At 59.4% G+C, this 21,694-nt stretch carries 21 protein-coding genes; 4 read left to right on the top strand and 17 right to left on the bottom strand.

Annotation, left to right across the window (positions count from 1 at the left end):
- Nucleotides 1–43: 43 nt before the first annotated feature.
- From AX735_RS10835 to AX735_RS10830, 3 genes are all read right to left on the bottom strand, one after another.
- Complete coding sequence (locus tag AX735_RS10835) at nt 44–2,032, bottom strand: type IV secretion system DNA-binding domain-containing protein (RefSeq protein WP_066279714.1); 1,989 nt, start codon at nt 2,030–2,032, stop codon at nt 44–46.
- On the bottom strand, nt 2,025–2,318 hold the full coding sequence (locus AX735_RS24300) for a ribbon-helix-helix domain-containing protein (protein ID WP_082751039.1): 294 nt from the start codon (nt 2,316–2,318) through the stop codon (nt 2,025–2,027). Before AX735_RS24300 ends, AX735_RS10835 begins: the two co-directional genes overlap by 8 nt.
- 883 nt (nt 2,319–3,201) lie before the next feature.
- On the bottom strand, nt 3,202–3,582 hold the full coding sequence (locus AX735_RS10830; RefSeq protein ID WP_066279711.1) for a single-stranded DNA-binding protein: 381 nt from the start codon (nt 3,580–3,582) through the stop codon (nt 3,202–3,204).
- 550 nt (nt 3,583–4,132) lie between these two features.
- Between AX735_RS10830 and AX735_RS10825 the strand changes: the two genes are divergently transcribed.
- Nucleotides 4,133–4,834, top strand: a complete 702-nt coding sequence (locus AX735_RS10825) for a DUF4336 domain-containing protein (RefSeq protein WP_082751038.1) — start codon at nt 4,133–4,135, stop codon at nt 4,832–4,834.
- Nucleotides 4,835–4,992: 158 nt separating this feature from the next.
- Here the strand turns inward: AX735_RS10825 and AX735_RS25080 are convergent, their stop codons facing one another.
- The 9 genes from AX735_RS25080 to AX735_RS10785 form a co-directional block, all read right to left on the bottom strand.
- Complete coding sequence (locus AX735_RS25080) at nt 4,993–5,544, bottom strand: hypothetical protein (RefSeq protein WP_156447468.1); 552 nt, start codon at nt 5,542–5,544, stop codon at nt 4,993–4,995.
- A gap of 477 nt (nt 5,545–6,021) precedes the next feature.
- Entirely contained in the window at nt 6,022–6,894 is an 873-nt protein-coding gene (locus tag AX735_RS10820; RefSeq protein WP_066279706.1) for a DUF4238 domain-containing protein, read from the bottom strand.
- Between the two features lie 41 nt (nt 6,895–6,935).
- Complete coding sequence (locus tag AX735_RS10815) at nt 6,936–7,430, bottom strand: hypothetical protein (protein ID WP_066279694.1); 495 nt, start codon at nt 7,428–7,430, stop codon at nt 6,936–6,938.
- Complete coding sequence (locus AX735_RS10810) at nt 7,430–8,560, bottom strand: hypothetical protein (protein ID WP_156447467.1); 1,131 nt, start codon at nt 8,558–8,560, stop codon at nt 7,430–7,432. Before AX735_RS10810 ends, AX735_RS10815 begins: the two co-directional genes overlap by 1 nt.
- A gap of 453 nt (nt 8,561–9,013) precedes the next feature.
- Complete coding sequence (locus AX735_RS10805; RefSeq protein WP_231750090.1) at nt 9,014–9,760, bottom strand: hypothetical protein; 747 nt, start codon at nt 9,758–9,760, stop codon at nt 9,014–9,016.
- On the bottom strand, nt 9,757–12,768 hold the full coding sequence (locus AX735_RS10800) for an N-6 DNA methylase (protein WP_066279685.1): 3,012 nt from the start codon (nt 12,766–12,768) through the stop codon (nt 9,757–9,759). The genes AX735_RS10805 and AX735_RS10800 overlap by 4 nt, the downstream gene beginning before the upstream one ends.
- A 30-nt stretch (nt 12,769–12,798) precedes the next feature.
- The gene (locus tag AX735_RS10795; RefSeq protein ID WP_066279679.1) at nt 12,799–13,086 is read right to left on the bottom strand and encodes a DNA-binding protein; all 288 of its coding nucleotides are present in this window, start codon (nt 13,084–13,086) and stop codon (nt 12,799–12,801) included.
- 476 nt (nt 13,087–13,562) lie between these two features.
- Nucleotides 13,563–14,768 (bottom strand): site-specific integrase, encoded by a 1,206-nt coding sequence (locus tag AX735_RS10790; RefSeq protein ID WP_066279676.1) that lies wholly within the window; start codon nt 14,766–14,768, stop codon nt 13,563–13,565.
- A complete protein-coding gene (locus tag AX735_RS10785; RefSeq protein WP_231750089.1) occupies nt 14,765–15,970 on the bottom strand; it encodes a site-specific integrase in 1,206 nt (401 codons plus the stop codon). The genes AX735_RS10790 and AX735_RS10785 overlap by 4 nt, the downstream gene beginning before the upstream one ends.
- A gap of 445 nt (nt 15,971–16,415) precedes the next feature.
- Here AX735_RS10785 and AX735_RS25075 point away from each other — a divergent pair, with 445 nt between their 5' ends.
- A complete protein-coding gene (locus AX735_RS25075; RefSeq protein WP_058456882.1) occupies nt 16,416–16,640 on the top strand; it encodes a hypothetical protein in 225 nt (74 codons plus the stop codon).
- 48 nt (nt 16,641–16,688) lie between these two features.
- Here AX735_RS25075 and AX735_RS10775 read toward each other — a convergent pair whose 3' ends face one another.
- The 3 genes from AX735_RS10775 to AX735_RS10765 all read right to left on the bottom strand — a co-directional run bounded on the left by AX735_RS10775 (nt 16,689) and on the right by AX735_RS10765 (nt 19,267).
- Entirely contained in the window at nt 16,689–16,982 is a 294-nt protein-coding gene (locus AX735_RS10775) for a hypothetical protein (RefSeq protein WP_331458787.1), read from the bottom strand.
- A 391-nt stretch (nt 16,983–17,373) separates the two neighbouring features.
- Nucleotides 17,374–17,937: a hypothetical protein gene (locus tag AX735_RS10770; protein ID WP_066279667.1), complete on the bottom strand. Its 564-nt coding sequence runs from the start codon at nt 17,935–17,937 to the stop codon at nt 17,374–17,376.
- A gap of 337 nt (nt 17,938–18,274) precedes the next feature.
- Complete coding sequence (locus AX735_RS10765) at nt 18,275–19,267, bottom strand: DUF2493 domain-containing protein (RefSeq protein WP_066279658.1); 993 nt, start codon at nt 19,265–19,267, stop codon at nt 18,275–18,277.
- A 709-nt stretch (nt 19,268–19,976) separates the two neighbouring features.
- Here AX735_RS10765 and AX735_RS10760 point away from each other — a divergent pair.
- Nucleotides 19,977–20,462 (top strand): hypothetical protein, encoded by a 486-nt coding sequence (locus AX735_RS10760; RefSeq protein ID WP_066209210.1) that lies wholly within the window; start codon nt 19,977–19,979, stop codon nt 20,460–20,462.
- Nucleotides 20,463–20,618: 156 nt separating this feature from the next.
- On the opposite strand, the gene AX735_RS26880 is transcribed toward AX735_RS10760, so the two are convergent.
- On the bottom strand, nt 20,619–20,831 hold the full coding sequence (locus AX735_RS26880; RefSeq protein WP_081096498.1) for a GDCCVxC domain-containing (seleno)protein: 213 nt from the start codon (nt 20,829–20,831) through the stop codon (nt 20,619–20,621).
- Nucleotides 20,824–21,078 carry a hypothetical protein gene (locus tag AX735_RS24290; protein ID WP_231750091.1) on the bottom strand — a complete coding sequence of 85 codons (255 nt, stop codon included), beginning with the start codon at nt 21,076–21,078 and terminating at the stop codon, nt 20,824–20,826. Before AX735_RS24290 ends, AX735_RS26880 begins: the two co-directional genes overlap by 8 nt.
- Before the next feature lie 169 nt (nt 21,079–21,247).
- On the opposite strand from AX735_RS24290, the gene AX735_RS10755 reads away from it, so the two are divergent.
- Nucleotides 21,248–21,637, top strand: coding sequence for a MerR family transcriptional regulator (locus AX735_RS10755; protein WP_066209325.1), 390 nt, complete (start codon nt 21,248–21,250; stop codon nt 21,635–21,637).
- Nucleotides 21,638–21,694: the final 57 nt, after the last annotated feature.

Raw genomic sequence — 21,694 nt, 5'->3', positions numbered from 1 at the left:
TCGGAACGGTCGGGATGCTTAGCGTACGTTTTCGAACATTCTCTCACCGGCCCCCCTTAGGCGCGATGTCAGGTTGTGCGCCTTCCCTATCCCCACCCCCCAATTCCGCGCCATCCCCGGACGGTGGTGTGTATTCGGCGGCGCGCATGTCGGTGACACGCTCGAAGCCCTTTGCGCGGGGTTCGTAATCTTTCCACGCCAGCCTGATCCGGGCAGCGGGGAAACCGTCCGGGAATTTCACGAACCCGTGCATGCTGGGCAGGTCGCTGATGTCGACCGGCATGACGAGTTCTTCGACGTTGGTACGGGGCGTGATCGTTGAGGCGTCGCGGTTGTCATTATAGCCGTAGGAATAGGCTTCATCCATGATCCGGACCTGACGGTTGCCGATGAACTCGGAGCATCGCCGTGATGTCTCGGGATCGGCCGTCTTGAGGATCAGTTTGGTGCCCGCCAGCGAGGCCAGATTGGTAGCCCCGTTCTCGCCATAGGTTTCTTCAAGCTTGTCGAAGGAATGCATGCCAAGCACGAAGGCTCCGCCAAACGCGCGGGCGGTCTGAAGACCATGATCGATCGCCGGGAGACGATGCAGCGCATGGACTTCGTCGATGAGAAACCATGTGCGCAGATCGCGGCTGCGTCCCATGTGGAACAGCGCATTGACGGCCAGGTCCATCCACAGCGTCAAAAGCGGGCGATTGAGGACAAGGTCGGGGTGCGTGGAGGTGATGAAAAGGATCGACCCTTCCTTCACCTCGGTGGTCATCCAGTTCTTGATTGAGAAACCGGTTTCGCCCGGCGGTGGTTCGGGCAGGAAACGGAAAACATTCGCATTGGCGATGAAGGTCGTACGGATCGACTCTGCCATTTTGGCAGCGGCGGGCGACATCATCGGCCCTGCTATCGTGCCTTCAAGTTGAGCATGGATCGTCTTCAAATCCGATTGCATCAGGAAGTAGGAAAGCGCGCCATTTGAGCGCACGCCCATCTTGATCATTTTGACGCACATCTCGACAAACAGGGTGCGCGCCGACTTCTGCCAAAAGTCATCTTCTGCGCTGTGGCCGCTGGGAACCAGTGCTGTCGCAGCGCTCATGAATTCGGCGTAATTGTCGCAGTCGTTGAAGATCGACCATGGCACGCAGCGACGATCCATCGGATTGAGGATGATGTCCGTTTCGGCATCATAGAAGCTTTCGACGAAGGTGCCGGTCAGATCGAAAATGACGCAGCGATGCCCGCGTTCACGCGCCTGCGTGACGATCTTCTTCAGCTCTGTCGTTTTGCCAGCACCGGTCGTCCCGATGAACATCGCATGGCTTTGCTCAAGGCGCCAGGGAACCGGCACACCTGCCAGACGGTAAGGCGCATGCAGACCCGCCCGGACACGGTCCTTCAAAGGCTCTGCGAGGATCTTATCGGGGTCCACTGCTGGCCTGCGCTTGCGGCACTCGCTGACATGCGCTTTCCAGTTATGGCTGGTGATGGCTTGGGCCAGTTCGCTGTGTGTCACAAGCACGGCACCGCGCTCATGGCGCTCGGTCAGAATGTCGGTGCCGCGCCGTTTCGAAAAGTCGACGAACCAGACGGTCAAAGGTACGCAGATAAAGGCAGCACCAAGACCCGCAGAAATGCTGACCTGCACGGCCTTGGCCCAAGCCCTTTCCACGGCAGGATGATAGGGCACCATGGACATGGTGCCTTGCACCATTTGACCCGACGGAAGCGTCAGGTTTACAGGCTTGTTCGGATTGAGCTGCACCCATCCCCAGGCCGCGGCGTAGAGCTTCATCAGCACGAGCTGAACCTCGTGGTTCCTGAAGGTCAAACTGACGAGGACGCACAGCAGTAGAACGGCGGTTCCGACCCAGACATAGAGGGGCATCCTGATGCCCGCCCAGGTCATCAGGATTTCATGGTGGAACAGCTGCGATCCGCGCGTGAAATTGCCTGCGTTCCGCTTCACTTTTCCGCGCGCGGAAGCGTGGGTGAGAGTGGCAGCTTTTTTGCTGAACCGGATGTCTTCAGCCATGATGCTCTCGCACGTTGGAGAGCGCCTGAGCGATCAGGTGTTCGGCATCAGCCGGATATTGCTCCTGAACGATGAGCGAGAGCGCAAGCTGGGTATGCTCGAGGATTGTGACAGCCCGCTCGGCATTGAGAGATAGTCCCGCCTTCAGGAGGGGAATGCCCACTTCAAGGGCAATGCGGATGGCTTCTGACCGCGAGACACCGCGGCTTGTCGCAAGTTGATCGACGATGCCGATCATCCTTGGGCTGAGCGTTACACCGACGCTCTGGAACTGTTTCTTTTCCACTACCACACCTTTTCAGGCGTGGTTCGTCTATCGCAGGTTCGAGTATATAGCGCTGCATCGCGCTTGCCAAGAGTCTCGACGATGCAGCCCGGTGCAGCGCTATGATATTGGTTTTTCGATGTTTTATGGACGCCGTGAGCATCCTGCAGCCGACAGCACCGCCCGAATTCTGAGCAAGATTTCAGCTAACCAATTGTGAAATATGCAGAACTTCGCTGCATCAGCCTACCGCGCAGCGGTGTACGGTGTGCTTGCAATACAGGGACTGATTTACTCCTGACCCGGCACCCTTTCAACCAGTTTATCGGACTGATTCTTGGCGTTTTTTCGCGACGGGCCTTGGCCAACCGGCCAGGAGCTGAAGGTTAAAAAAAGCCCGATGTTCTGCATATGTCTGCAATTGGGACGCATCTGGCCACCAGAACGCCTGCAACTGCATGATCCGGTTATGGTTATTGGCAAAGGGCAAATCGAAACTGCCTTCTGCCCAGTTAGGCCATTACAGGCGAGCTCCTGACCGCTTTACCTATGCGGGAAAGGGAATGGCGAACACCAACCATCAGCAGTTCTGTCAGGGTTTGCCCGGCACCACCTCATTGAGCGCTGCCAACATAGGTAGTTCGATCCAGGTCACCCAAAGCTCAGGCGTATCGCAACGCCTGTAGCTTTTCGGGTTGTCATGGCGGCGGCTCTTTCACCCTTTGAATGGCAGATCCCAGCTACGACTGCCGCCATGTTCGGTCCTGAATTTCCTGCTGGTTCCGGATCAATTCTTCTCATAATGTTGGCGGACAAAACTGATGCAATTGATGCAAAAGAAAAGGCCCCGGAGATAATCTCCGAGGCCTCGAATTGGCTGAGTTTGGGGGGAAAGCGCTCTGCCCTACTCGGCCAGCGCCAATTCAAAGGTTTCGGAGGCCTCTGTCGGCTTGGCTTCCTTAGCCTTGGCCAGGAAATCGACCTGCTCGGCGATGATCTCGCAGCCGTAGCGTTCGGTGCCGTTCTGATCAGTCCAGCGGGTGTAGTGGATACGGCCGGTGACCATCAGCATCGCGCCTTTACTGACGTGTTGAGCGACGCTCTTGCCGATGCCGTTGAAGCAGGTGATCCGGTGCCATTCGGTCTCGGTCTGGCGCTTGTCGCTTGCATCCTTGTAGCTTCGCGAGGTGGCGAGGGAGAGCGAGGTGATCTTGGCGCCTGCCTGAGTTTCGCGGACTTCCGGGTTGTTGCCTGCAAAGCCGACGAGGATGACGGTGTTCTTCATGATGGTATCCTTTCGAAGCTGTTCCTCCGTCCAAGGGACTATCCCTTCGACTGAGCCCCGATGAGGCCGGGCACGGGCAGGTCTGCACCGAGCGGATGCGAGGGAAACGCCGCTCACAGGAGTGGTGCGGGCAGCCGTTCCAGCGGAACGGCAACACGGTCCGCATGAGCGCGCGTTGCAGCACCTGACAGGGTTCGGTCAGGGGCTGGTTCATGTCATGGAAGGGAAGGGCTTTTGGGCAGCCGGAACACGCTGGCTGGCATCAAGACGAAATGCTGCCGAACTGCATCCTTTGCAGAATCCTCAATCTCTGAGTGCGAAAGCGAAATCTATCAGGTGATGCTCGACCCGGCGACCCGCCGCTCCGTCAGGAAACCGGCCCAGCGGGCACCCTCCGAAGGGCTTGTCTCAGGATCACCTTCTATGGCAGCTATAGCACAGTTGCCGCCAAAACCTGCCATTCTGGAAGCGACCCCAATTACGCCGCTAAGTCGAAAGTTACGCATGCCACAAGCTGACATAGCATGGGCTCATCGCACGAGGTTCGAATATGGTCGCAATGCAGCTCGAGCCGATCGGCCCCAACATATGGGTGGCAAACGGCACCGAAATCAAATTCATGGGTTTGCTCTTGGGCACCCGCTCCACGATCGTCCGTCTCAACGATGGAAGTGTGTGGATGCACTCGCCGGTTTCATACAATTGTGATCTCGCGACGGAGATCGAGAACCTTGGGCCTATCCGTTATCTGGTAGCGCCCAATATCTATCATCACTTCTTTTTGAAGGAGTGGCAGGATCATTACCCTAACGCTGAGCTCATCGGGCCACATGACCTTCCTGCCAAACGGCCAGACCTGACTTTTGCCGCCCTTTTTGATGATCTACGATGTGATCCATGGTTCGGCGAAATCGACCGAGTTGCTTTTACAGGCAGCCGCGCTTTCGACGAACATGTGTTTTTCCACCGTGCATCGCGAACGGTGATACTCACGGATCTGATCGTGAATGTGCGACTTGATAATCAGTCAACGCTTGGTCGCCTGATCGCCCACATTGAAGGGGTCGCTTATCCCAATGGGCGCACGCCCCTACTCTATCGCCTCGGAATGCGGGACAGGGCAGCTGGTGCTAAGGCGGTGGCGGCAATATTGGGCTGGGGCGCAACGCAAGCCGTCATTTCGCACGGGGAGTGGTTCCGAGAGCATGCAACACAGGAACTCCGCAAACGGTTAGCTTGGCTTCCGCTTTAGCGCTTGCCTCATCCAGGACCTGCCATTCCGCCCTCCACCCTATCTCCCGCCGTGAGCGGGGCTGAACCGTGATCCCGAAAGCGGTAGGGCGGCTTTGCCTTGCTTCTGAAAAATTCCTGCCCTTCAACAAGCGACCCCTTAGCCGCCACTCGACCAGCTCACTCTATCGACAATCGAGAGCCGTCCCGCACATTCTTCCAGCACGCGTCGACCTTGTAGCCATGGGTATAGATTTGATTGCCTTCGGGAGATCTGAGCGTTTTGTCGACCACGGTCACCCACGCTACGTTCGGCTCTCGAATGATTAAGAAAGTTCTTCCTAATCCGATCCGATCTTGCATGCGCCAGTTCGATTTGACGGAGCAACATTCCGGTTGCTCTGCAATGAAATTATCAACTGCTAGTTTGTCGATCGGCAGTTCGGGGTTCGGACGCTTGTAATTTCGTCTTCTGTCGCTGTCGCTCCGCCCTTGCGCTACCTTAACGAAGTCGGGACGTTCTTGTAGGTAACTCCAAATGCCTTGACGCAGAACGGCCTCTTCGCTCGCAACACTCAAATCATCCATGCAAACTGGCCGACCGGCGCCGGCGTTTCGGGATAGGAACATATAGCGGTTATAGCCGAACAGCCCTGCGCCAATGGAAAGCGCAATCGCGGTAACGATGACCCCGCGGACTATTCCAAATAGCGGCTTTGAGCGGTCACGCATTCCTCAAAGATGCCAGACTTGATGATCTCCGCAAACGAGAATCATCAATGGCGGGAATCCACCCAGTTGCGGTCATGCGCCGGGCCCGCGCGCGATCCCGAAAGCGGCACGGCGGCTTGACCCCGGTCGCGAAAAATTCCTGCCGTTCGGCAACCGACCCCATGTCAGACGTTCGGTTGCTATCTTCGACTTCCTGAAAGCGGCCACGTTTTCATAGGGCTCGGAACAGCTAAAATTGGGACATAACAGCCGTTCGTTCACCACTGATCAAACGGCAGGCATTGCCGAAAGCCGGCGTCGGCCCAACGACGCTGGGATTGGCCTCGATTGCGGACGAATCGGAACGGCAGCTTCAAGACTGCGAAATGGCATAACCGACATTCGGATGGGTCGGTATCGGCTTCCGGAACCAGCCTATACTTGCCGTTCAACCAATTTGAGCTCATCAGGTCCGGAAAGGCTTGCTCTTGCTCGCGGTTATCGCGGCACGACCCCGGTGTAGGGAACATCGAGAGACAACGATCGAATGAGGGCCTCTGATCGACCTGCGATGATCTTCGAGCGAGTGGTCGACGCGACATTCATACGGCGGACCTGATCGCGATCCACGGTGACAATCTCGACCTTTCTCGAATGGGTCAGATGCCCAACGGCAATGTCCCATGTCAGGGGAAGGAACATGGTCTCGTGGGACATTCCGCCGCCGGGCAGGCTGAAGCGAGCCACGGCGCCCGGAACGTCGCCGACCACGAAGCTCTTTTTGGGATCGATGATCCGATAGACGGCCAGGCCGAACTCGCGAAAGGCTTTGCGCACCTCCTGGCCGGGGGGCATGCGCTGAGCCATCACGACGGCATTCTTGTATATCCGCTCTTTAAGGCCGGGTTCGGCGGGATCTCGGCCCGACTTTCCGCGCGCCTCCTGGACCTTGGCGAAGGTCTCCTCGATCTTGGCGTCGAAGTCCATCTGCTCGGCGAAGGCATCGATCGCGCCCGGTGTCCGCTTTAGATGATAGTAGAAGAAGTCCCCCCAGAAATCCCAAGCGCCGCCGTCCAGCTTGGGAGTCTCGCCCGCCCGGATGATGTCTGCGAGGTCGTCGATGAACCTAGCGCCGATCCCTTCTATCTTCGCGAAGAAGGTTTCCAGCGCCACATCCTTCCCTCCGTCCGCGTCGACCAGCGTGTAGAGGTCGTTCTCCGCGAATAGGAGTTTGGTCCCCGTCTTCTTCACGGCACCCTTTTCGAATTCGCGACGCCAGAACCACAACTGACCATCGTCATCGGCGAAGTGGCGCAGCATCATCTGGGGGATGAAGTGATGGCGCCTCGGTGGGTTGTTCTTGGGCGGCATATAATCCTGAAGGTCGATAGGGTGATGGGGGGGCGGCCTGATTATGACGACTGCAATTGCACCAGAACCTCACGTCGCTGTGCGAGCTTTTGGGCAATCTCACGTAGGATGATCGCCTGATAGGTGGGGTTACCGATAGCGAACTCGGCAGGGACCGCGCTTTCCCTGATAATGCGGCCGATCTCGCCAAAGATGCGGGGATCGGCGTTCGGAAACTGTTGAAGGGCCAGCAACTGCGCCCGGACTCCCTCGATGTCGTCACGGCTGGACACGAGGCCATTCACACCTCCGCCAAAACCAACGAGGCGATCGCCAGCGAGGGAGAAGGCCTCGATCTCGGCGGTCAGTCTAATAACCTCGGCGATCAGATGTGCGCGGCGCCCATACTCTTCGTTTTTCGCGATCCGCCGGAGCTTGCGGGCGTTGCGCTCCTGTCCGAACGCGATCCACAGCGCGGCGGCTACCGCCGCGAGGCTACCGATCGCCGCCGCCCAATCGACAGCATTTCCCCATTCGATCGCCAGCGGGCAGAACATCAATTTCCCTCTTCCAGAATGCTTCGCCATGAAAGCCCGACATTTTCAGGGAAGAGCCCCTCTACAGGCGTCATGTCATAGCTGAAGCCCGTACCGCTCCACCGGAAGTTGGATGCCTGAATCCCGGCCCAGAGCAGGGCCAGAGGCTTATCGGCGGTGCAGAGCTGCATTGGCTCGCCCGGAAACAGGCAATGGCATCCGATGAACAACTCGAGCGCACGGAGGTCGGCAAGCGCGTTATAGGCGTCGCCTTTGGTATATCCGTTGCGGAACTTGAGGAGGTTCTTGGCAGGGCTTTTGCCGTTGGGCACGGCGACAGCGCTAAGCGCCGCGAGAACGACCAGAGACTGCCGGGACACGCTATGAAGATCGGCGGCAAGGGCGACATCGTTCCAGCGCGCTTCGACGTCGCGCCGCGCAACGGGCGAGACCATGCACGGCGCGATGTGTCGAAGGAAATGTTGCTTGCGTTCGAGGGAGGCGCGTGAATCCTCGATCAGACCGAGCGCGCCTTGCAGGCTGTCGGGACCGATGGTGAGTTCGGCCTTGGGAAGCGCGGAGCGCAGCTTTCGCTCGACTTCCTCCAACTGGGCGGCGGCCTCACCTGGCGTCGGTATGCGTCGGTCATTGCCTTCTAGCACGAACAGCAGCGGGTTGATACGGATCGGCTGATCCGCGAACAGATCGATGAAGTCAGCCGCATGCTTGCCACGCCGTCTGCCGTTATCGAAGCGGCTGACGATCTTCGTCACGACATTGCGGTCGACGAGAATGGTGGTCTTCTGGTGCGTCACCGCGAACGCCGAAGGAAGCCAGCCTCCCTTCACGAGGCCGATGGCTTCGGAGGTGTATGCGCTTTCCAGTATGGCGGAGGCGTTGATAGTTTCGCCCGGTTGGTGTCCCTCGATCGTCGTGCTGACCAGCGTGCCGTCACGGCACACCAGCGGGATCGTCAGGCGCTGATCCAAGCGTGCGCGCTGGAGCGTCGTGAAGTCCAGCGGTTGAATCTCCGCATTGACGAAGCTCAGCGTCCGCGGTTCGCCCCCATCGGGGCCTTCCAATTCAGTATAGGTGAGCATGGCGTCGCCAGACTGGGGCGCGCGACGCTCGGTTACAGGCAAATCATTCACCACTATTCCTTCTCGATCTCTTTCCTGACCACCCTAAATCGAGAAGCGGGTGCGCGGAAGGAAGTTTATAACCATCCTGCCCGGAGCTTAGCGAGCGGAACGACCGGTGTTAGCGTAAGCCGACGTACATGGTGGTGGGTCAGAATGGCGTAATCTGGGTCGATAGGCGACGCATTACTAGGCTGGTATCAACGGCAGCTTTCGCGTTCTGTCACCCGAAAGCGGGCGTTCAACTCCCCACCCAATTCCGGGCACTAACGCCGGATCGCCATGATCCAGAAACCTGCCATTCATTTCCAGCGTTCAAGACTTCAGTCGGAACGAACGACATTTGGGCCGGAAGCGGCCTTCGCTGGCGCCGTCGGCCGTCCGCTAAGCGCCCCAGACGTTCTAGCGATCCTCGGATTCGGGTCGACCAGACCATCTTCCCAGATAACTGCCGCATTTAATTGTTTAGGGCATTGTTGCGCTGGTCGTGACTGTCATGGTCGGCGGCGAGGCATTAAGCCAGAGATGCCAGATTGCTATGCCCCCAGGATTGTTGGCCGGCGGTTGCGTGTGCGTGTAAGTGAATGATCGGCCGTGGTCGGATTGCGCCGCGTCACAGCCATCGATGGGATGGTTGGAAAGCGCGCTTTGCAAAGCATAGCTAGCTGCATGCCCGGCCTGCGCGAGATAGGGCTTAAGCCGGCCCGAGATGTTCGTCCCATCTCGCACATAAGCGATCATGAACGCTTCGCGACTACCCCAGCCATATTGTCCGTCGAGGAAGCGGATTAGGCCTTGGCTGCAATATAAATGTTCACCACGGGTCGCGTCTATAATCTTGGCTTCGGCGATCAGCGGAAAGCGGATGGCTCGGGCCGACAGATGGATCGACATGTCCGGCCGCTTTTCTAGATGAGCGCCATTGTAGTTCAGACTTTCGGCTCCGCGAACTACGCTGCTGACTAGCTGGCGCCAAATCTGGTCCTCCTCGATCATGCGGTTAAGCCGCGCCACCAGAAGAGCGGTGACTTCGGCCTCGTCGCCGGTCGCGACCGTGCTGGTTTGACTGGCGCCAATGTCTTGAAACGCCTGAACTATGCCCTCGGCAATGAGCTGCAGATAAACCCCATCAATGGCCGGCAGGGGCAAGGCAAGTCCGCGCGTCAGTTCTGCGATCTGGTCAGGGCGAGGTGAAAGCGCCGAGGAACTCATCCGCGAAGGTGCCCCTTGAGGAAGTCGAGCCGTGACCAGATCAGGTGCTGAGCCAGCAGCCTCGCTTGCGTTGCGCTCCAGTAACGATTCTGGGCGAGACGGCCGACGAGCAAAACGCCACCCTCATCCTCGACCACGATCTCGGTGGCTGCCGAGGCGTCGGCGACCATAACCAGTGCTTGCCAATCCTTCTCGACGGCCGTCGCAGATGCGCTTCCGCCAATGCGAAGAGCAAAGCCCATCCAAGGTGAGGTCGAACGATTTTCGATCATGCAAACGGTAAGTGACGTGCCGAGGCGCTTTGTCCAAGGCGACAGCTCGCTTTGGAGGAGCGCACAGAATTCTTTGGCGACTTCGGGCTTGGGGCGGGCTTGGGCAGCCGCCTTGTTTTCGGCGAACGGCAGATTGTACCTGAGCGTATCGGAGATGATCTCTAAGTCGTTGTTGCCGAGGCCGTAGAGGTTCGCGATCCAACGATCCACGTCCTCCCAAGCGGACGCAGACTGGTAAACCGCGTCGAAGAGCTGCAGGATTTCTGCGCGGCCGTCCGGTCCGAGTTGGCGGAAGTCGGGCAGCGGCATGCGGTCCAGCGCGGCCTTTTCAATGACCTCACGCTCGAATCCGAATTCTCCGCTGGTCACGAGCGCAAGCCACAATGCGAACTTGCTGCCAAACACAAGGGCAAGGTAACGCACGAGGACGTCCGAATGCGCAAAACCCGTGGGGCAGTAGCCGTAAAAGGTTTCGTTGTAGGCGACCGGTTCAACGGCGATGCCGACGCGAATTCTCTCCCGGGCAGCTGGTGGCGACTTATGGACGATCGCGATCGGTCCCTCGAACAAACTCGGATCGCGCAGTCGGTGAACGCGGTCTTGCTGGAAGGTTTTCAGCTTCTTCCCGTCGATCACAAGCCGGTCCAGTGATGCGACCGTCACGTCAGGCAAGCCGCGAAGATGTCCCGCATCCCTACCGGGCGGGAGCGCTCCAACTTCGCGGGAGCCGCTGCTCTTGCGAAGCTGTTGATACCCCTGTCCCGAACCAGCCATTCGTCCGCGGTCTGATAAGCCGATCGCTTCGCGCCAGAACGCTTCGACCGTAGGGAACCCCTTGCCGCGAATACGCTCGATCAAGCCGAGGTCCGCCCTCGTGCCGCGAAACAGGATCTTGAGGATATCGGGCGTCTCGATCATCTGCTGGGTCGCGATGATCTCGGATGCGTGTGCGTCGATGCGCATTGCGCCAGCGGCATTGAGACCTGGTTCCAGACGGGGGCTGATCAGCCGAAAGCCTGCACCAGGTTTTGGTACACGATTGGTTGCGATCAGCAGGCAGAAGGGGGCCATGATTTCTGGCCAGACTTTGGTCTGGCGCAGTTCGGCGCCGTTGATGACGGAGGTGATGTCGAGCACTTGGAACAGCATCCGGCGCGCATCTGCCATGCCGTCGCCTTGCTGGAAGAGCAGGCGCGCATGGAGCGCAAAGGCGATCTGACCGCCCGGCTTGGCCCATTCCATTGCACGCCAGACAAAGGGAATGTCGAGTCCCTCATTAGGCAGAGGCGGTGCGAGCTTTGTGCCCGAGCGCTCGCTCGCGATATCCGAGACAGTCTTCAGAACCAGCTTCCAGTCCGGTAGCTTCGTGCCAGTCGACCAAGGCGGGTTGCCGACTACCAAGTCATACCGACCGCGATGCTCGTCACCCACCAGTGGCCCGAGGCTGCCTAGACTGGAGCCACGTTCGTCATTCTCGATTGAGACGAGGTGGAGCACCTTGCCGCGAAGATCGTCGAAACGCAGCTTATCGACAGGCTGGGGCTCAGGGTCGAGTTCGATCGAGACTAAATAGAGCGCGAGAGCGGCGAAGCGCAGCGCCTCCTCGTTGATGTCGAAGCCGGTGATCTGTTCGTAGAGAATCTCGCGGAGCCCCATGGTGCCTGGCCGCTTGCCATCTGCGCGCCAGCGCGCCGCCACGAGCTCGCGAAAGGCTGTTAGAAGGAACACACCGGCGCCCGCCGCTGGATCGAGGATGCGCGCCGATTTCTGCGATCCCTCGCGTTCGAGGGCGCGGAACGATGCGCGAACGAGCAGATCGGCGATCGGCCTCGGTGTATAGAAGCCGCCTTCCTTGCGCTGCTTTTCGGGGGCATGCCGGCGCATGTAGAGCTCATAGGCTTGGCTCAGCACGCCAACTGGGATGTGCGCGAAGTCAAGTCGATCCCAGCGCTCGGTCCAACCGAGGAAAAGCTGGCCCCCGGCTGCGCGCATCATGATGTTGCCTAAAACGAAATAGGCGTCGGTCGAGAGGGTTTCGAAGATATCCTCAGACAGCGGGAGCAGGTCGCCGTTGAAAGTCCTGTCGAGCCAGGCACTCGACTTTCGCGCATTGTCCGCGTTGGCGAACAGCGCGGCAGTGGTCTCCGGCGCGGCCATGTCCTGTGGCAAAAGACCACGATCCCCGAGGAAGCGCGCAAACAGCGCTCGTCCAACCAGTGAAATCGCGTCTCCATGCCGGACGTCCATTCTGATCAACTGATTGATCGCGTCAGTTAGGAGGTTGAGCACTACATTGGAGATCCAGCCCTGACGGGTGCGCGCCGCGCGCGGACGTCGGTTGGCCAAGTGCGAGAACAGGTCTCTGTTCGGTGCTTCCTGCTTACCAAGCGGCACCCGGGCCTGCGCGGGGGACTTGCGATCAAGGGCAATTGCGTAGACGTCGAGCCGGCCCGCCGCAACGATGCCAAGATATGGCGCATCTCCACGCATTGCGAGTAGGCGGCGCAATCTGTTGATATCCGCGGCGCCCGCTATCCGATCGGCGGCGACGAGGAAGATCAGCGGGGAGTCCTGCCATTCGTACACAGCGCCCACTATATCGAGAACTGAGCCGCCCTCTCGCTGCGCGTTGGTCAGGGTCGCGTACGGCAGCAGTTCCGGAGTGTCACTATCAAGCAGATGAAGCGCATGCCGATCGGCGCCGAAGGGTTCAAGCCACGCGAGCCAATCAGTCATGGCTCAACCCTTCAGCTGCAACCCGCCAGCTCACGACACAAGATCCAAGCTGGCCTGGCGGTCACCGCCAAACTGGCCGGGGCGGGTCGCGCCGCGCGGCTTGCGGGTCGGCGCGACCTTGGCGATCGCGCTGCGATAATCGAGACCCTTTGCAGCCATTTCGGCCACCAGAACCGCAACGAGCGCGACATTCTGCGGGACACCACCCCGGCCTGCGTAGTTGGTAATGGAGTTCGGGTTCATGCCAATGAGGCCTGCAAAGCCTCGAACACTGAAGCCCGCGCGCTCAAGCTCGGCGACGAATTCGGCGTAAGGCACAGCACCTTCTCATCCCACACAGCGTTTGATGTGCGTTAGCACATGGTTCGATGTGTCATAGCACACCAATTGGTGTGCGCAACAAGTCAACGTCCTTGGCGTTCCGAGAAGTCGGATATTCATATTGGTGACTGCCTGCTGACTTTCGCCGACGGGCTCTGGTGGCACAACTTTCTGTTCGGAGCATGTTTTACATTCGGAAAAAGTCAGCCATCGACTCATTCTAAACGGCACGTAGAGCGCCTCGTAGAAACAGAGGGGTCCGGTGTTTCGGCTGTCCGCTTTCACTGAATGTCGACCTTGAAGCCGCGTAGCCGCTGACGGCCCAGCTTTAGTCTTACCGCTACGCCCCGCGGACAAGCGCTGAACGTCGGCTTGCCACAAGAGCTGACGCTCTACCTGCGACATGGGAACGGCGCGTTTGTCCCAAACCAGGCCGACCAAGACTATTTGGCGCGCGATCACTCGTTAGACGCCTAAGGCACAATCCCATTCATTCGAGCAATCTCAGCCCCGACCTGCTCTGCTGCGTCAAAGACATGCCCATCGTCGAGATGCGTGTAGCGGGCGGTGGTCTGCAATATCCGGTGCCCGAGGAGCTTCCCGATCATCGGAAGGGTCTCCCTGTTCATTGCTGCGTGACTGGCGAAGGTGTGGCGAAGATCATGCAGCCGCACACGCGAGAGGCCCGCCATCTCCTGCATCACGTACCAGTGCCCGGCGAAAGAGCGGATTGGCGCGCCCTCGTCAGCGTTCCAGAACAGCCAATCGACGCCACGGCGACGTGGGATGGTATCGATGACGGCCCTCGCCTCTTCTCCGAGCCAGACAGTGCGCGGGCCAGTCTTGCCGTGGCGCAGCTTGATCCGCCTGCCCTTGATGTCGTCCCACTGTAGCCCGAGGATCTCACCCCTGCGGCAGCCGGTAAGCAACAAAATCGTGGTGGCAATGGCAGCCAATGACCTGACCAAGTCGGAAGACTGGCGCTCCTGCGCGAGGACTATACCCAGTCGCTGAAGCTCGGGCACGCTCAGAAAGCGTTCGCACTTCCTGCGCTTGTTCCGCCGGATGCTGGTACAGGGGTTACTCTGGTCGTAGCGGTAGCCCCAGGCAATCGCCTTGTTGAGGATCAAATTGAGAAGCCCAAGCGCCATGTTGGCGGCTCCTGGCGTCGTTTCGTCATTGAGACGCGCAAACCACGCTGTCACGTGCGCCTCGTCGATCTCGTCGATCCCCAGCCCCGGAAAGGAACCGTTGAGATAACACCTTCGCGTGCCGGCATTGTTCCTCTGGGTCTCCAGCGACCATCGCCCCGCCCATTTTGCCCAGAACTCGTCGAGGAAGTCAGCATACATTGGTGCCCCCCTCACCCGCGCCCGCTTTGTCGCCGAATCGTCGCCAACTCGCGCATGGGCCAGCACCAAACGCGCCACCTTCGCCGCCTGATGCCGCGTCAAGACCGCAGTCCGCCCTATCGTTACAGTGCGGTTTCTGCCCCCCATCCGCGCCTGCACGAAATAGACGGCGTGATCGCCGGGATACTGGCGGATGCCAAACCCCGGCTCGTCACCCAGCCAAGTTGTGGTGCGTTGTCGCCCCTTGGGCCTTTTGCATCCGTCGGGATCAAGACTGATATCGGCGAGCGCCTCACCGACGATAAGGTTGAACGACCGCGCGTTCATCGGCCCAATCCGATCGCATTGGCAAGCGACCCGGACACGCGCTGCGCCGCGTCGGCGATATGCTCGTCAGCAAGGTGCGCATAGCGGCCTGTGGTCTCAGGCAGTGCGTGGCCGAGAAGAGTGCTGATCGTCGCCAGCGGAATGTTTTGACCGATCGCCACGGAGGCAAAGCTGTGGCGCAGATCGTGAATCCGCACATCAGGCAATCCGCACAGTGGACGAAAGCGGCTCCACCAATGCTGGATGTTCAGAGGCTTTTTGAAGGAGCTGCCTGGAAAGACCAGCGAACAGCCTTGCACTTGCGGGATCGACTTGAGAACCGCCACCGCCTGACTGTTGAGGTAGATTGTTTTGGGGCCGGTTTTGCTGTCAGGCAGCAACAGGCGCGGCGGCTTAACCCATTGCCATTGCAGATCGCGGATCTCGCCGACCCGAGCGCCAGTGAACATTAGGAGCTTCATGACCGCGACCTGGGCCGGGAACTCTGCCTCAGCGAACATGAGCTCGCGCCAGAGGCGGCGATACTCCTTGGGCGAGAGGTACCGCTCCTTGAGGGGCCGCTTATAGCGGGGGATGCCGCGGCACGGGTTTGAGCCCTTGGGACGCAGTTTCAGTGCCTCTGCATATTTGAAGAGCGATGCCAGTACCGGCACCGCCCGGTTGAAGCGACACTCGCTTTCGCCTGCGCAACCGTCGCGCCAGCGAACAACATCGCTGGCGGTGATTTCGGCAATCGGCTTCGTGCCAAAATGGGGTGCGATCATATTTTGCCATGCGTGCTGATTGCGCAATGCAGTCGACGGCTTCCATCCGCGCCCGATGTGGTGCCAGTGGTCCGCGACAAACTGGATGAGCAGCGGCGATGTGTGCGCCGTCTTGCGCTGGGGCAGTCCTTCAAGTGCAGCCTGTGCAAGCAGCGACCGCGCTTCGCTACGCGCTGCTTTGGCGCTAACTTTCGAGGCGGCACCAATCGTGACACGTCGCTCCTTGCCGCGCCGCCGCAGACGCACGAACCAGAACGCCCTGCCGGTTGACCTGACGCGCAGACCGAACCCCGGAAGCTCGGTATCGAGGATATTGTATTCGCGGCCACTGCCCTGCCACTTACGGCGCGCGAGATTGCCATCGAGAAAGGCCCGACGGGTTAGGGTTTTCTGAAGAACATCCATAGTGCCATGACCTTCGCAGAAGGTGACGTCCAATCACCCTGAATTGGGTAATTTTCGGGACGTGCATGGCAAACAGCGAGGTCACGACTGCCTGACGATTCGTTGTGAATCATCGCAGCTAAGCATCTGATTTATATATGCCCCGTCTCACCTTTACACGCTTGCGTGTGTACGGTGTGCAAAAATCAGGAACTTGTGCCCTGTGCTAGGTCCAGTGCCGTAGGGGGATCACTGGCCCTGTTGGTTTTCCGGGGGAGTGTGGTCGCGAGCCTGACTTGCGAACTGACCAAAGACGTTTGGCCTGCCTTTGTGAACCGCTGGTTCAGGTCATTGGCACCACGTTCGATCAAGGTCGTCGTCCAAGTATCGCCTATATCGAGACGAAGTGGCGCGAGAGCAGCAAGCAAAAAAATGCCTCGAACAGACCCTGCGATTGGTGCATCTTCACATGGTCTTTCAAGGCTAGGAGAAATGCGCAATGGTGTCGAAACTTGAACGCGAACGGTCTGCCCTGGCAGCAGCGGAAAAGGACCTGGAAGAGCGCAGGCAGAAGCTTGCAGAGCTTGAGCGTGAGGAAGCAGAACGAGAGCTGAATCGGCTGATCAAGAAGGTCGGTCAGGATACGGCGATTGCCCTTCTGCAACTGGCCGTCAAGGTGAAGCCAAAGGTGGCGATTTCTGCCCTCGAGAAGCTTGGCGGGTGAGGTCTGGTTTTTGTCGAGTTGGGCAGCGATGACCACCGCCCTGCCTCGTCAGAATTCATCGGCCATCTTGCCGGTAGCGGTGTAGACGATCTGGTCGATCAGGTGCATCGGCAGCTCGCCATAGTCTCCCTCCTCGATGAGGATGTACCCGTCCGGGGTCTCAACGACGTGGACGTCGAAGAATGTGTGGTAGGAGCGCCGCTCAGCTTCCAGCGTTTTTTCATCAAGGGCGATGATGTTGGTGTTGATCTGACGAAGCACCGAAACGTCGTCTTCGTAGCTTTCCGTTCTGTAGCACATGACCTTGCCTCCTGGCGCTTGGCGGCTCGTCCGCCATGCCATGAAACAGCGCCTCGTCAGTGTGCTGGTCACCGGAGCGAAGCGGAGGCTTGACCGCTAATTTTTCGATGGTGCGGAAGCCGGCGTAGCACGGCTTCTCGGTCGGGAAATTAGTGGTTGACCAGTATGCTGGCGGGGTGCTCATGGCGATGGTGGTGGACGTGCCTGCGGCAGGAGGTATGCGTTCCCAGCGACGTCGCGAAAGCTATGCCCTGGAACGTGGCTGTTCGGGATCGGCGTGACCCAGGCGGCATGAAAAAAGGGCACCGCGGCAACGTGCCGGGCACCCTTTTCCACCTCGATCCTGCAGGAGGCTGGTTGCAGATCGAGCGTTAAACATGGCGTCGAGTTGAGCCGATTCCCGGCTGCTCGTGAACTGGTGGCTGGTTTGTCATTAGCTCCATTCGAGCAGCGGATGTTGCTCTCCACAATCGGTGGCGGCGATGAACGCGAGGCTTTCGAAGAGCGGAGTGATTCCTGCCTTGACGAAAGCCGCGTAAGTCCGGTGATCTTCGAGCGCTGTCGCGAGCTTCTGCAGGGACAATTGGCCAGATTCATTTGCATGGCGGCCAAGAGAGATGAGCACCTTGGACGCAAGGTCGCTGCTCATCGTGATGTCACCTACCAGAGCGATGTGTTCACTCACGCGCATCGTGATCGGCGCATCGCATTGCTGGTGCTCGATCCGCAGCATTCGTCCAAGAAACTGCGCTTCCTCGACGATCGCGATCATCTCCGGACGATGGTCGAAGCATGAAGCGAACTCGGCGATGGCAAGCGCGTTGGCATTGATCTCGAAGTTCAGGGGCGCGGCCAGGAATTCGCCTGGATCTGCATCGATTGTACTGTTCGCGGTGTGCAGTCTGCGCATCAGCGCGGCGAGCTCTTGCGGGCGTATCTGAGCCGGTACCGAATGGAGCCTTGTCTCGATATCCTTGACGCGGAATGTGACGAGCATCTTTGCCTCCTGTCGCTGCTCGTCTCCTCCATCCCCCTCTCCTTTCTCACTTCCTGACCTTGTGGCTGAATGCCCACAAGGGGTCTCGTCCAGCCTGAGGATTTCCGGTCGGCCCATTGTCCGGATGCAGCCGCTGGCGCGGCAGCGATGCCCGCAAGATGCGAAGCATCGAGCACGGGCAAGTTGCGCCGAGCCAAGGTAAAAGTGCGGCTGATACATTCAGGGATCGCTATGCTCGCGGCAGTGGGCGAAGGGGGTTCGATGCCCCCAGAGCCCGCCCCTTGCGCAAAAGAAGAACGGAAGGCCCCGGCATAAGCCGGAGCCTTCCGAAGAGCGCTCAGCCGAAGGTGCGCGAGCGCGTTTGCCCCTGATCGCTGATGCGGCGAATGTGCAGCGGCACGCCAGCCTGACGGAGGCGCTGTGCAAGGTTCGACTGGATGCCGGATCCTTCTCCGATGATCGCTTCAACCGGGTTCAGTTTGACGATGCTCTCGTTGCGCAGGAACGGAGCGCGGTTGCCGTGGCGCTGGTCGGGAACGAACAGGATCGTGTTGACCCCGTTCTGCTGCGCCCATGCACCCGCCATGGCGTCGACGCCCTTGCGCATGCCGGTCGTGCCCAGGACCATGTTCGGGATCCGGGACTTGATGTCGTCGAGGATTGCCCAGATCATCGCGAAATCGTGCCAATCCTTCTGTCCACCTGACACGATCACCAGCGGGCCATCGGGCTGGAATTGCGCCCTGCGATCCTTGGCGCGTGCTGCGAGGAAATCGCGTGCCTGCACCTGGCTTGCGGTCACCCCATTCTTGCTGACTTGCGATCCCCGTGCGGCCGTGAAGGGGCGACCGGTTTCGACCCGGTAAACGTCCGCTGCATGATCGCGCATCGCCTCGAGCGCTTCCCGGCACCCTTGCAGTGTCTGGCAGAGCTGTTGTGTTTCCTCGAGCTCGACAGCGTAGATTTCCGAAGGATCGAAGTGGCGTGCCATTTCGCCCAGCTTCTTTGCAGCATCGTCCTCGCGAGCTTCAGCGAGGCGTGCGGTCATGTGGAAGGAGTTGACCATGCCCCAAGCGAGTTGCTGCGCGAATTCTTCCATGCGCGTATCCTTGAGGACATCGAAGATCGTTCCGATTGCCATCTCCACGGCGCGGCGCGCCATGTCTGGATCCGGCATCTCTGCGGCGATTGGAGCCTCGATGATGTTGAGCTTGGCCAGATCGCTGTGTTCAAGAAACGCCCCGTCGTAGGATTCAGTGATCCCTTCACGTGCATCGGCAAGATTGATCCGTGCCTGAGCCAGATCTGCGAACGAATTGAAAACAGTCATAAAAGCCTCCGATTTTTGAAATCGTCCCCACATTGGGAACAGCCAAAAACCCATCGGGCCGGACGAGCCGTGTCAGGGACGGCGAGCTTGTCTCGCCGCCGCCATGGCGGGCGTGGGGGAACCGATTTTCTGCGAGGTGGCTGGCGCGCAGCGACACAGCCTCCCCGCTGAAAATTGGGGGGACCGCGATCCTTGACTAAGGGGCGGCCGCCGATAGGTTTCGGCAGGTGTTCCTGTGTGTGTGGAAGAGACGTTCCCGCCCACGAGCAGGTGAGACGAAGGCAGGGCCGGTCAGGCGCATCAGCGCAACACCGGGCCGCTCCTTCGGCCATGCGAAGGGGTTGCAGCGGGAACACCACCAATCTTGAAAGGCCGTTTGGCGGGGCTGGTCGGCAGGCGACGGACTGTCAGGGACGATGCCGCGAAGCCGGCATCGCCGCCGTGCGGGTGGTGAAGGCAAGCGCAGCGAGAGCCTGAGCCGATCCTTGACCGGACGGAGGATATCGAATGTCCCGCCTGCGCGCCACGGCGCGCATTACGGCCTGAAAGCTCCGACCGCGAACGCCTTCATGACAAGGATAAGGCGCGTTCGCGGGTAAGGGGCGCTGCCCTGCCCGGACGGGCGGCGGCGCCGGTTGGCGGCAGAGCAGCTCCCGCGTTCCGCGAATGAGCCCATTGTCGGACCCCGCATTGGCGCTATGTTCGACTGATGGCCGTCTGGCAGTTCGTCATCAACCTGATCCCCGCCTCTGCGGCGCGTATCGCAGGGGTCGACGCTGTACGGATGAGCCGCACGCAGCTCGACGAGGTTGTTCTGGCGCTGCCAATCGCAGAGGCGAATGCGCTATTTGCGAAGCTCGATATGTTGCTGCCAGAGAAGCCGCGATCCTACACCGGTCTCCGGGTGTGGGGCGACGAACCTGCTGACGACATCCAGGTGAGCTTCGATGAGCAATTCATCGAAGAAGTCCAGGTCCGCTTCGATGTGGCGGATATCTCTCTGCCATTGATCGGCGGGGTCTGCGACCTCGCGCGGCATTTCGACTGCGTCTTTGCGACGCCGGAGGGTGCGATCATTCAGCCAAGCAGGGAAGCTGTGATCAGGACGGTTCTCCAATCAGACGCAGCCCATTTCGTGCAAGACCCACAGGGGTTTATCGAGAAGGCGGTCCGTCTGGATCGGGAGGACCGATAGGGCCCTCTGGCAGTGCCCGGCCACATTCGGTGGGGAGCATGACCCGTAATTGAAGCGGACAGGCAGCTTCGTTCTTTTCTCCGCGGAAAGCGGAAATTCGCAAAGCGACCCCGAAGCGGACATCGCCCCGCAGGGTGTTTCTCCTGCCAATTTCTATCAGTCGTTGCAGCAAATGCCCTGCTGGATTGGAGGGCATGGCACCGTTCCGTAGGAACAAAATACGCAGCAGTCGCCTTCCAGAGGTTTTAGTCGGGTGCCGCAGCCCGAACAGGTATAAAAATACCAGCAGGCGTCAGTCGGCATGACCTCATTCTTTTCAGTCCCACAATCGGGACACCTCAGGCGAGAGATCAGGATTGGGTCAGACATAGATCATGGCTCCTGCAAAGAGAGCGGTGCCGATCAACAATCCGAATGCAGTCAGCGCTCTGAAGATTGGGCTTCCACAGGCCGTATCCGACGGACAAGTGCGTGCGAGCCGGAATTGCCAGACTAAGCGTGCCGCCCCTGCCAACAGCAACACTGCTGCAACCACCAATAAAGGGGTTCGGTAGGGCGCGAAAATCGGTGCGATGCTGCCGAGCCATGCCGTGCCTAGTCCGGCAGATGCAAGCATCAGAGGCAAAGCGCAGCATGTCGCTGCGCCGAAGGAAGCCAGAACGCCCCCACCCGTTGCTAGTCCGCTGAACCAATTTTGAATGCTACGCATAACGTGTGCCTTTGCATGACTTCGCTCTGCTCCTCGTCTACACTCTGTAGCGGCTACAGACTCAAGAGGTATTCCCATGAAGATCGGCGTGGTGTCGGAACTGACCGGCTGCAACATTGAAACGATCCGCTATTACGAACGCATCGGGCTAGTCGCTGCGCCGCCGCGCAGGGGATCTTATCGCGATTATGGGCCGTCGGATGTGGATCGACTGAGGTTCGTCCGGCGTGGCCGCGAACTCGGTTTCTCATTGGAGGAAATCGGGACTCTGTTAGACTTGGCTCCACAAGACGGAGCCACTTGCGAGACGGTTCAGACCCTTGCCGAGCAGCATCTGCGAAATGTCAGAGCCAAGCTGGCGGACCTTATGAGGATAGAGACCGCCCTCGCGGAACTCGTCGCGCAGTGCGGAAGTCGTCCCGTAAATTGCTGCCCAGTGGTCGAAAGCTTGGCGAGAGTATACTGACTGGGGTGACTACACGAAAGTGACGTATCTGCACGGAAAGGGCGAACGGATAGCGAA

Source organism: Blastomonas sp. CCH1-A6 (assembly GCF_001556365.1).
GTDB classification, from domain to species: Bacteria; Pseudomonadota; Alphaproteobacteria; order Sphingomonadales; family Sphingomonadaceae; genus Blastomonas; species Blastomonas ursincola.
Note: the sequence above shows the minus strand (reverse complement) of the source record. Positions and strands in the feature narration are given on the sequence as shown.

Coding starts and splice junctions, on each gene's coding strand:
- AX735_RS10835 (WP_066279714.1), bottom strand. CDS start 2,032: ATGGCTGAAGACATCCGGTTCAGCAAAAAAGCTGCCACTCTCACCCAC.
- AX735_RS10830 (WP_066279711.1), bottom strand. CDS start 3,582: ATGAAGAACACCGTCATCCTCGTCGGCTTTGCAGGCAACAACCCGGAA.
- AX735_RS10825 (WP_082751038.1), top strand. CDS start 4,133: ATGGTCGCAATGCAGCTCGAGCCGATCGGCCCCAACATATGGGTGGCA.
- AX735_RS25080 (WP_156447468.1), bottom strand. CDS start 5,544: ATGCGTGACCGCTCAAAGCCGCTATTTGGAATAGTCCGCGGGGTCATC.
- AX735_RS10820 (WP_066279706.1), bottom strand. CDS start 6,894: ATGCCGCCCAAGAACAACCCACCGAGGCGCCATCACTTCATCCCCCAG.
- AX735_RS10815 (WP_066279694.1), bottom strand. CDS start 7,430: ATGTTCTGCCCGCTGGCGATCGAATGGGGAAATGCTGTCGATTGGGCG.
- AX735_RS10805 (WP_231750090.1), bottom strand. CDS start 9,760: ATGAGTTCCTCGGCGCTTTCACCTCGCCCTGACCAGATCGCAGAACTG.
- AX735_RS10800 (WP_066279685.1), bottom strand. CDS start 12,768: ATGACTGATTGGCTCGCGTGGCTTGAACCCTTCGGCGCCGATCGGCAT.
- AX735_RS10790 (WP_066279676.1), bottom strand. CDS start 14,768: ATGAACGCGCGGTCGTTCAACCTTATCGTCGGTGAGGCGCTCGCCGAT.
- AX735_RS25075 (WP_058456882.1), top strand. CDS start 16,416: ATGGTGTCGAAACTTGAACGCGAACGGTCTGCCCTGGCAGCAGCGGAA.
- AX735_RS10775 (WP_331458787.1), bottom strand. CDS start 16,982: ATGGCATGGCGGACGAGCCGCCAAGCGCCAGGAGGCAAGGTCATGTGC.
- AX735_RS10770 (WP_066279667.1), bottom strand. CDS start 17,937: ATGCTCGTCACATTCCGCGTCAAGGATATCGAGACAAGGCTCCATTCG.
- AX735_RS10765 (WP_066279658.1), bottom strand. CDS start 19,267: ATGACTGTTTTCAATTCGTTCGCAGATCTGGCTCAGGCACGGATCAAT.
- AX735_RS10760 (WP_066209210.1), top strand. CDS start 19,977: ATGGCCGTCTGGCAGTTCGTCATCAACCTGATCCCCGCCTCTGCGGCG.
- AX735_RS26880 (WP_081096498.1), bottom strand. CDS start 20,831: ATGTCTGACCCAATCCTGATCTCTCGCCTGAGGTGTCCCGATTGTGGG.
- AX735_RS24290 (WP_231750091.1), bottom strand. CDS start 21,078: ATGCTTGCATCTGCCGGACTAGGCACGGCATGGCTCGGCAGCATCGCA.
- AX735_RS10755 (WP_066209325.1), top strand. CDS start 21,248: ATGAAGATCGGCGTGGTGTCGGAACTGACCGGCTGCAACATTGAAACG.